Raw genomic sequence first — 7,020 nt, forward strand, 5'->3', positions numbered from 1 at the left:
GCAGGCCGGCTGGAATGGGCCGGCTGGCCCGGTGGCGCGCCTTTCGTCGTGACATGTTCGCGTCCCAGCCCGCGCGGCTCTACCATGCCAAAATGGCGGAGATGAAGGCCCCGTTCTATCGCAGCTTCACCGTTCCCGACCCCGCGCTTGCGCGCCAGATCCTCGACGATCATGAGGCTTATCCTAAGAGCGCGTTTCTGGCCGACACATTGGGGCCGCTGCTGGGACGGGCGGTTTTCGTGACCAACGGGGCGGAGTGGGCGCGGGCCCGTGCGGTGATCGATCCGGCCTTTTCCGGGGGCCGCGTGCGCGAGATGACGCCGCAAATCCATGCGGCAGGGCAGGTCATGCTCTCAGGCATCTGGGCCGGAATCGTGGAGGTCGAGGCGATGACCGCGCGGGCGACGGCGGATGTCATCTTGCGCGCCGTATTCTCCCGCACCATTGACGACGCGCGCGCGCGGGCGATCTTCGGCACGTTCCAGACCTATCAGCGCGCGCAACCGCTGGCGTCTCCGGTCGATCTGTTGCGGCTGCCGAAATGGATTCCGCGCCGTCGCCGGGGGCGCCGCGCGGCCCGTCAGTTGCGCCTGATGGTTGCCGATCTGATCGCGGATCGCGATGGTACGGAGGATGATCTGCTGTCGCGCCTGTCGGGGCCGAAGGACAGCGGGACGGGTGCCGCTTTCTCAGCCGAGGAACTGGTCGATCAGGCGGTGATGTTCCTGCTCGCCGGGCATGAGACGTCGGCATCCGGGTTGAGTTGGGCGCTGTACTGCCTGGCCCTGTCGCCCGCCGACCAGCTGCGCGCGGCGGCTGAGGTCGCATCCTGCGCGCCCACCGAATTCGCCAAGATGCCGTTCCTGCGCGATGTCTGGCGCGAAGCCTTGCGCCTGTACCCCCCGGTTCCGATGTTGCCGCGTGAGGCCAGTAAAGCGCACAGCCTGCGCGGGCGGCCCGTGCGTCCGGGTGATCCCGTGATCCTGTCGCCATGGCACAGCGGACGACATGAACGGCATTGGGACCGGCCCCATGAATTCGATCCGTCGCGGTGGTCGCGAACCGTTCCGCATCATGCCTGGTTTCCGTTTTCCGCAGGGCCGCGCATTTGCCCCGGCGCGGGATTCGCGACAGCGGAGGGGATCATATTCCTCGCTCTCATCCTTCAGAACTGGCGGCTGGACGTGGTTGAAGGCGACGTGCCGCGCCCGGTGGCTCATTTGACCGTTCGTTCGGAATCGGGGATCAGAATCAGGTTCAGTCGGCGGAAAACGCGGATTTGAGCACGTAGACCCGGATCGCAGAGGCGAGGCCGGTATCCGGGTCGCGCCCCTCATCCACCACACTGACCAGCGCGTTCGTGGACAGCGACCGTCGCCGGGCGATGTCCCGAAAGGCGGACCAGAATTCCGGCTCAAGCGAGATCGACGTGCGGTGACCGCGCAATGTGACGGAGTGTTTCGTGGGACGGCTCATTCGCGCTCATGCCGGTCGAGGGCGCGTTCCGCCTTCTCAGCCAGGCTCGATTCGAGTTTCCGCTGGGATTTAGTGCGACCGAAGCGCACCGAATTGGCGTCGGCCTGCGCACGCTTTTCGGCGCGGGATTTGGCCTTACGGACCTTGGAGAAAGTGACGATCTTGCTCATCGGGTAAGTTTGACGCGTTCACTTGATGCGGGCAAGCCCCCCTGCTCGCAGGGGGGCTGATCCATCACTTCGGGCCGAGCATATCCTTGGGCTGCACGACACGATCAAAGGTTTCCGCATCGACGAAGCCGAGGGCGATTGCCTCTTCCTTCAGGGTGGTGCCGTTCTTGTGTGCGGTCTTGGCAACCTTGGTAGCGTTGTCATAGCCGATCTCGGGCGCGAGGGCGGTGACCAGCATCAGGCTCTCCCACATCAGTTTCGAGATCCGATCCTCGTCCGCCTCGATCCCCGAGACGCAATTGTCGGTGAACGCGACGGAGGCGTCGCCCAGCAACTGCATGGACTGCAAAAGGTTGTAGATCATCATCGGCTTGTAGACGTTCAGTTCGAAATGACCCTGCGAACCCGCAAATCCGATCGCCGCATCGTTGCCCATGACATGCGCGCAAACCTGCGTCAGCGCCTCGCATTGAGTCGGGTTGACCTTGCCCGGCATGATCGATGAGCCCGGCTCGTTTTCAGGCAGCATCAACTCGCCCAGACCGCATCGCGGGCCGGAGCCGAGCAGGCGAATGTCGTTGGCGATCTTGAACAGAGATGCGGCGACGGTCTTCAGCGCGCCCGACATCTCGACCACGGCGTCATGGGCGGCCAGCGCCTCGAACTTGTTGGGGGCGGTGATGAAGGGCAGGCCCGAGATTTCAGCGATATTCGCCGCGACCTTCTCGGCAAAGCCGACCTTGGTGTTCAGGCCGGTGCCGACAGCCGTGCCGCCCTGCGCCAACGGATAGATATTGCCGAGCGCGTGCTTCACGCGGCGAATGCCCTGCTCGACCTGAAAGGCGTAGCCGCCAAATTCCTGTCCCAGCGTCATCGGGGTCGCATCCTGGGTATGGGTGCGGCCGATCTTGATGATGTCCTTGAACGCCTCGGACTTCGCCGCGAGCGCCTTTTGCAGCTTTTCCAGACCGGGGATCAGCACCTGCGTGGCCGTCATCGCGGCGGCGATGTGCATCGCGGTGGGGAATGTGTCGTTCGAGCTTTGCGACATGTTGCAGTGATCGTTCGGGTGAACCGGCGATTTGGAGCCGATCTCACCGCCCAGCAACTCGATCGCGCGGTTCGCGATCACCTCGTTGGCGTTCATGTTCGACTGCGTGCCGGACCCCGTCTGCCATACGACCAGGGGGAAATGGTCGTCAAGTTTGCCCTCGACCACCTCGGACGCGGCGGAGACGATGGCATTTCCGATCTTCGGTTCCAGCGAGCCGAGATCCATGTTCGCCTGCGCGGCCGCCTGCTTGATGGTGCCCAAGGCGCGGACCAGCGCGACGGGCTGTTTTTCCCAGCCGATGGGGAAATTCATCAGACTGCGCTGGGTCTGTGCGCCCCAATACTTGTCGGAAGGAACTTCGAGAGGGCCAAAACTGTCGGTTTCGGTACGGGTCGTGGTCATGGCAGGGCCTTTTCGTTGAACGTCGGTTGGGCGTTTCATAGCCGTACCGGACGCGCGTCGCAATCGACGCCTGCCGCGCCGGGAGGGCTAGCTCTTGCGGAAACTGTCGAGGCTGACGACTTCTGCACCAGACTTCGCCGTCGTGGGTTCGTCGGCCTGAGGGGCGTCCTCGACCTCATCCTCTGTCTCGACATCCGTCACAGGCGTGTCCTGAGCCTCGAACCGCAATCCGAACTCGACCGAGGGATCGACAAAGGTCTGGACCGCGTCGAACGGCACGACCATCGGTTCGGGGGAATTGCCGAAGTTCAGGGTGATCGCGAACCGGTCGTCCATCACGGTCAGGTTGTCGAACCATTCCTGCATGACGATGGTCATTTCCTGCGGATAGCGTTCGCGCAGCCAATCGGCCAGATCGACGCCAGGATGGGTGGTGTCGAAGGTAATGAAGAAATGATGTGACCCGGGCAGCCCGTGTTCGGCCACGCGTTGCAGAACATCGCGCAACAGCCCCTGAAGGGCACGATGCATAAGCTGTCCGTAGTTGATCTGGCTCGACATTCCATCCCCCACTCAGTGTCGGGTTCGACAATAGACGATTCTGTCGCGGTGAACAGGGCCGTATGACAGGACATTCCGATGGATACGCAGAGTGATCCGACCGAGCAGGGATCAGATCGAACAAAGATGCAGCTGAGGGGATCAAGTGCAGGCTTCTGTTGCCAGGTGCCTGCGAACCCCGCCTTACGCGGCTAGGCGCAAGGACTTAAGTTTCGATCTTAGGCACCGCTTACGCGGCGACTGCGACCGGAGCATGGTTGTCATTTGCAACTATACTTTGCGAACCGATAACGGTGGTATCTCACCGAGCGAAGGCTACATCTTTAGACGTCCGTCGATACTGTTTCGACCCCGTCTGCCCTGCAAATGACAGGGTGATTGGTGGAGTCGCCGGGTACCGCCCCCGGGTCCGAACCGCTTATTACATGCGCGTTTATCGCCATATCCCCGCAAGCGAGGCACTGTTAGAAGTAGAGCGTGGCAACCCGATTATCAAGAGCGCGCCGCGATTTCCCGGCACAGATGTCATGGCGCCGGGCAACAGGCCCGGCGCTGAGCAATCACCACTTTCCGGTGTTCTCCATCGAGGCCCAAGGCTCCTGCGCGGGCAGGGGGTCGCCCTCCTGCAGCAATTCGATAGAGATGTTGTCGGGCGAGCGTACGAAGGCCATGTGGCCGTCGCGCGGCGGGCGGTTGATGGTGACGCCTGCGTCCATCATCTTCTGGCAAAGCTCGTAGATATTGCCGACACGGTACGCCAGATGGCCGAAATGCCGGCTGTCATCGGGCAGGGCGTCGTCGCCATCCCAGTTATATGTCAGTTCCACGTCCGCGTTTTCCTGTCCGGGAGGGGAAAGAAAGACGAGGGAGAACCGGCCTTCTTCGCTTTCGATGCGCCGGGTCTCTTCCAGTCCCAGCAGATCGCAATAGAACGCCTTGCTTTGTTCGATGTCGCGGACGCGCACCATGGTGTGGAGGTATTTCAGGGTCATGAGCTGTCTCCTTGGGTACAGACGCGGCTGGGCATGTCGCCCGCCGTCGCACGATGGAGACATAGGTGTGATGGCTGTGCGGTCCAATCATCGGTTCACCACTAACGAAGTGGTGGCGCTGTGCGCACCGCGCGCTATACATACGCCGAGACTTAGGATGGAGACCGCAATGCCCCTCACCCCCGATCAGCAGGCTGAAATCGAAACGGCCCGCAGCGAAGAGCGCACGACGCGCCGCGCCACGGTTCCGGGCATGGAGGCGCACCTCTACAATGCGCATGAGGTTCTGGACCACGGATTCGTGCGCGTCATCGACTATATGGGTGACGACAACGCCATCGTGCAGGCGGCCCGCGTCTCCTACGGACGGGGGACCAAGGCTGTGCAGAACGATGCCGGCCTGATCCGCTACCTGATGCGCCACTGGCATTCGACGCCCTTTGAGATGTGCGAGATCAAGCTGCACGTGAAGCTGCCCGTTTTCGTGGCCCGCCAGTGGATTCGGCACCGCACCGCGAACGTGAACGAATATTCGGCGCGATACTCCATACTGGACCGCGAGTTCTATATTCCCGCGCCGGAGAATCTGGCCGCTCAATCCAAGATCAACAATCAGGGCCGCGGCGGTGTTCTGGAGGGAGAGGAAGCCGCCCGCGTCCTCGACATCCTGCGCGCGGATTCGAACCGCGCCTACGATCATTATCAGCAGATGCTGGAGCAGGACGGCCAGGACGGTCTGGCGCGGGAGCTTGCGCGGATGAACCTGCCCGCGAATATCTATACCCAATGGTACTGGAAGGTGGACCTGCACAACCTGTTTCACTTCCTGCGCCTGCGTGCCGATGCACATGCGCAATATGAAATCAGGGTCTATGCAGACGCGATCTGCAAGATCGTCGCGGATTGGGTGCCGCATGCCTATGCCGCGTTCGAGGATTACCGTCTGGGCGGCGTCCAGTTCTCCGGCAAGGGAGTGGACTGCATCCGCCGCATGATCGCAGGCGAACAGGTCGATCAGGCCTCCAGCGGCATGTCGGCAGGGGAATGGCGTGAGTTTCAGGCGGTTTTGAAAGGATGAGCCGGCGCGTTCCAGCATTGTCCCGCCGTGTTGCTCGACCGATAACCGGACTGTTCGTTCCCAAGCCCCGACGCCGGATTATTTTCCAGCATGTGCCCAAATCGGGGGGATCCTCGGTGAACGCGGTTTTCAAGGGTCTGTTTCGTGGCTCGCGTTTCGGCCAATCCGTCCTGCTCACCGATCATGCGTTAAGCAACCCGCAGCTGATCGAATACGCGCGTGGCGCTCGTTTCGTAGGTGGGCATTTCGGGCCCAGGATCCGGAGTGCGGTGCGCGACGACGGCTATGTCTTCACCGTGTTGCGCGATCCCGTTGAACGGATCATCTCCCACTGGCGGTTTTTGCAGAGCCACAGGCGGCTGGAGCTGCATCTTCCTTACGACACGCTTGAGGAAGCTTTGAGTTCCGGCTCGGAACCGGTTCGATATGCATTCGATAACGTGTTCGCACGGCAATACGGTGCTGGCCACGAACTGACCGAGGCTGCCAAGGTTCCACGGAAAATCTGGGTCGACAACGCACTGGACGCGTTACGTGCCATGGACCGGGTTATAGATTTGAGCGACCTGAATGCAGGTGTGGACGCTGTGCTCGACGATTGCGGCCTGACCCGCCGTCGCCCGATAGAGGTTCGCAATCGAACGGACGGCGAGGGGCGTCGCAATCTGGCTAAGGGGGTGGTTCCGCCGAAGGTGGATGCGCGATCCATCGAAGGCGTGGTCGCACCCTATGTCGAATTGGACCGGCAGTTGATGCAGGCTTGGACGCGCAAAGGCTGAGGCCCCTAGCTCTTGGTGTAGTAGCGATCCTCACCGATCGCGTCCCGGAACCGATAGCTCAGTTCGAGCATCCTCGCGTCCAGGCGTTCCGCATTTGCCGGACGCGTTTCTATCTGCACGACTGCCTCGTTCGATTGGAGCGTGCGAACCATGCCTTCGAGCGCAGTAAGTTCGAACCCCTCCACATCCATCTTTATGGCAATTCGGCGATCCTGCAGGGGGACCGTATCGTCCAACCTCGCGGTCGGCACGGTTTCAATATAACTGTAATCGCGATGCCGCTGCGCCTCGTCATCGGGAGCAAGGGTCGACAGTCCGCTGGAAGTCGGGTCGATCGAGATCTCGGCCCTGCCTTCCCTGTTGGACAGGGCGACACCGTGAACCGTCACTCGATCCTGCAATGCGTTTTGTGCGAGGTTCCGCTCCAGCTTCGCCCTCGTGGTCGAGACAGGTTCGAAAGCGTGAACTTCCATGGACGGTGCCCCCATCGCGATGCGCACCGTGTAGA

General features: G+C 61.8%; 9 protein-coding genes and 1 other RNA gene (1 of these 10 cut by a window edge). 3 read left to right on the forward strand and 7 right to left on the reverse strand.

Features of this window, described 5'->3' with window-relative positions; translation table 11 throughout:
* The first annotated feature begins 14 nt into the window (after nt 1–14).
* Nucleotides 15–1,283: a cytochrome P450 gene (locus G8E03_RS06765; RefSeq protein WP_166190038.1), complete on the forward strand. Its 1,269-nt coding sequence runs from the start codon at nt 15–17 to the stop codon at nt 1,281–1,283.
* Here the strand turns inward: G8E03_RS06765 and G8E03_RS06770 are convergent.
* The 6 genes from G8E03_RS06770 to G8E03_RS06795 form a co-directional block, all read right to left on the reverse strand.
* Entirely contained in the window at nt 1,258–1,476 is a 219-nt protein-coding gene (locus G8E03_RS06770; RefSeq protein WP_166190041.1) for a ribbon-helix-helix domain-containing protein, read from the reverse strand. The genes G8E03_RS06765 and G8E03_RS06770 overlap by 26 nt on opposite strands.
* Nucleotides 1,473–1,646: a DUF4169 family protein gene (locus tag G8E03_RS06775; RefSeq protein WP_166190043.1), complete on the reverse strand. Its 174-nt coding sequence runs from the start codon at nt 1,644–1,646 to the stop codon at nt 1,473–1,475. The genes G8E03_RS06770 and G8E03_RS06775 overlap by 4 nt, the downstream gene beginning before the upstream one ends.
* Nucleotides 1,647–1,710: 64 nt before the next feature.
* A complete protein-coding gene (gene fumC, locus G8E03_RS06780; RefSeq protein ID WP_166190045.1) occupies nt 1,711–3,102 on the reverse strand; it encodes a class II fumarate hydratase in 1,392 nt (463 codons plus the stop codon).
* A gap of 87 nt (nt 3,103–3,189) precedes the next feature.
* Nucleotides 3,190–3,663: an SspB family protein gene (locus G8E03_RS06785; protein WP_166190047.1), complete on the reverse strand. Its 474-nt coding sequence runs from the start codon at nt 3,661–3,663 to the stop codon at nt 3,190–3,192.
* Nucleotides 3,664–3,807: 144 nt separating this feature from the next.
* Nucleotides 3,808–4,163: a transfer-messenger RNA gene (gene ssrA / locus G8E03_RS06790) on the reverse strand.
* A 60-nt stretch (nt 4,164–4,223) separates the two neighbouring features.
* The gene (locus G8E03_RS06795) at nt 4,224–4,655 is read right to left on the reverse strand and encodes a VOC family protein (protein ID WP_166190049.1); all 432 of its coding nucleotides are present in this window, start codon (nt 4,653–4,655) and stop codon (nt 4,224–4,226) included.
* A gap of 169 nt (nt 4,656–4,824) precedes the next feature.
* Between G8E03_RS06795 and thyX the strand changes: the two genes are divergently transcribed.
* Together thyX and G8E03_RS06805 are read left to right on the forward strand one after the other, a co-directional pair.
* A complete protein-coding gene (gene thyX / locus G8E03_RS06800; RefSeq protein WP_166190052.1) occupies nt 4,825–5,733 on the forward strand; it encodes an FAD-dependent thymidylate synthase in 909 nt (302 codons plus the stop codon).
* Between the two features lie 116 nt (nt 5,734–5,849).
* Entirely contained in the window at nt 5,850–6,512 is a 663-nt protein-coding gene (locus G8E03_RS06805) for a hypothetical protein (RefSeq protein WP_240910442.1), read from the forward strand.
* Nucleotides 6,513–6,517: 5 nt separating this feature from the next.
* On the opposite strand, the gene G8E03_RS06810 is transcribed toward G8E03_RS06805, so the two are convergent.
* Nucleotides 6,518–7,020: the 3' portion of an FkbM family methyltransferase gene (locus tag G8E03_RS06810; protein ID WP_166190056.1), read on the reverse strand. 223 nt of this gene lie beyond the right edge of the window; only the last 503 of its 726 coding nucleotides appear in the window; its start codon lies off the right edge, out of view — the gene reads right to left on this strand; its stop codon occupies nt 6,518–6,520.

It is taken from the genome of Pontivivens nitratireducens, assembly GCF_011290545.1.
GTDB lineage: Bacteria > Pseudomonadota > Alphaproteobacteria > Rhodobacterales > Rhodobacteraceae > Pontivivens > Pontivivens nitratireducens.

What these genes read in the sequence shown, in the direction of transcription:
- G8E03_RS06765 (WP_166190038.1), top strand. Translation starts at nt 15, where the DNA reads ATGGGCCGGCTGGCCCGGTGGCGCGCCTTTCGTCGTGACATGTTCGCG.
- fumC (WP_166190045.1), bottom strand. Translation starts at nt 3,102, where the DNA reads ATGACCACGACCCGTACCGAAACCGACAGTTTTGGCCCTCTCGAAGTT.
- G8E03_RS06795 (WP_166190049.1), bottom strand. Translation starts at nt 4,655, where the DNA reads ATGACCCTGAAATACCTCCACACCATGGTGCGCGTCCGCGACATCGAA.
- G8E03_RS06785 (WP_166190047.1), bottom strand. Translation starts at nt 3,663, where the DNA reads ATGTCGAGCCAGATCAACTACGGACAGCTTATGCATCGTGCCCTTCAG.
- thyX (WP_166190052.1), top strand. Translation starts at nt 4,825, where the DNA reads ATGCCCCTCACCCCCGATCAGCAGGCTGAAATCGAAACGGCCCGCAGC.
- G8E03_RS06770 (WP_166190041.1), bottom strand. Translation starts at nt 1,476, where the DNA reads ATGAGCCGTCCCACGAAACACTCCGTCACATTGCGCGGTCACCGCACG.
- G8E03_RS06775 (WP_166190043.1), bottom strand. Translation starts at nt 1,646, where the DNA reads ATGAGCAAGATCGTCACTTTCTCCAAGGTCCGTAAGGCCAAATCCCGC.